2 protein-coding genes are annotated in these 1653 nt (G+C 37.1%); both read left to right on the forward strand.

Annotated features, from left to right (window positions below; genetic code table 11):
• A partial coding sequence (locus tag BAZSYMA_RS01735; protein WP_195910046.1) for a multicopper oxidase family protein occupies positions 1-876 on the forward strand: 876 nt, incomplete at its 5' end.
• A 128-nt stretch (positions 877-1004) separates the two neighbouring features.
• A partial coding sequence (locus BAZSYMA_RS01740; RefSeq protein ID WP_090714974.1) for an ABC transporter ATP-binding protein occupies positions 1005-1653 on the forward strand: 649 nt, incomplete at its 3' end.

A 1653-nucleotide genomic window follows, 5' to 3' on the forward strand; every position in this document is an offset into this window, starting at 1 on the left:
GAAAAGCCAGTTAAGTTAACAAGGGTACTGCTTGGACCTGCTGAGCGCGCGGAAATCCTTGTTAATCTATCTAATTTCAAAGGTCAAACATTGAAACTGAAAAGTTTTAGTGCTGAATATTATGATAAAAATAAACTATATGGACATAAGTTTGGAGAGCCTTTCAAGGTAGGTGGCACAGGTCGTTTAGCACATTCTGTTGACAAGTTTGATATGAAAATTTTTGATATTATGTCTATTGAAGTTTCTAAAGAAGCAAGTGCAAATGCAATTAACATTATTCCAAGTTTTTTAACTAAGATTGATAGAATCAAAGAATTTGATGCGGTTAAAACCAGAAACTTTGGTTTAACAGTGATGAGCGGTTTTAAGATTAATCGGCGCAATTTTATGTCTATGTTTGTAGGTACAGATGGTAGTAAATTTTATGGCGAAAAAATGCTACATTTAATCAATGGTGTAAAAATGGACATGGCAGTGATTAACGAAGTTGTTAAAAAAGGAGATACTGAGATTTGGCGCATTACCAACGGCGCACACACCACACACCCATTTCATATTCACGATATCCAATTTCAAATACTTGACCGTGAACAAGGTGATGGTTCTGATGCTACACCTCCATCAGAAAATGAACGGGGTTGGAAAGACACAGTGTTGCTACTACCTGAAGAAACGGTTAGGGTGATTGCTAAATTTGACCACTATGCTGATACTCAATACCCGTATATGTATCATTGCCACATCTTAGAACATGAAGATGAAGGTATGATGGGGCAATTTTTAGTGGTAGAACCAAAGGATTATGATAGGGTAATTTCTAATATAGATAATCACAAAAGAATCCCATTACAATCTTTTTGCAAAGTTAGCTAACACAGTATTTCTATAAATTTTTAATAGGTAAGCGTTTACGAATAGAGCCCTAAAGAGCATAAATTAATTGGCACATATCATCGTTTTCTTATATAATAGATGATAATCATTATCATTTTTATTTATAAATGCTGAAAGTCAACGATTTATCTGTTCAATATAACAAGCAAACAGTCTTGCAAGAATTTAGTCTTGAGTTAGCAGATGGTGAGATTTTTGCGATGTTGGGTGATAGCGGTAGTGGAAAAAGTTCGGCGTTGCGTTTTATTGCTGGACTTGACAACGCACTCAATGGTAGCGTCATACTGAATGGTAAGCAACTTTCAAATAAGGGAGAACATCAAGAACCGCCTGAGACGCGAGGGGTGGGGATGGTGTTCCAAGATTATGCGTTATTTCCACATATGAGCGTTGAGAATAATATTGCTTTTGGCATTAGCCGTCAATCTAAACATGAGCAGCAAGTGCGTGTTGAGGTGTTGTTGTCTTTGGTTGGTTTGACTGGTACTGAAAGGAAGTATCCGCATCAACTTTCAGGTGGCGAACAACAACGGGTTGCTTTGGCACGAGCTTTGGCACCTAAGCCTAAGTTGTTGTTGTTGGATGAGGCGTTTTCGAGTTTGGATAAAAGTCATCGGGATGTTTTGGCTAAACAGGTGAGAAAAATTTTTAAAAAAACCAACACAACCGCTATTTTAGTAACGCATGATGAAACAGAAGCGTATAGCTTTGCTGATAAAGTGGGCGTTATTCAAAACAAACAGTTGGTCATTAATT

Source organism: Bathymodiolus azoricus thioautotrophic gill symbiont (genome assembly GCF_001298715.1).
GTDB lineage: Bacteria > Pseudomonadota > Gammaproteobacteria > PS1 > Pseudothioglobaceae > Thiodubiliella.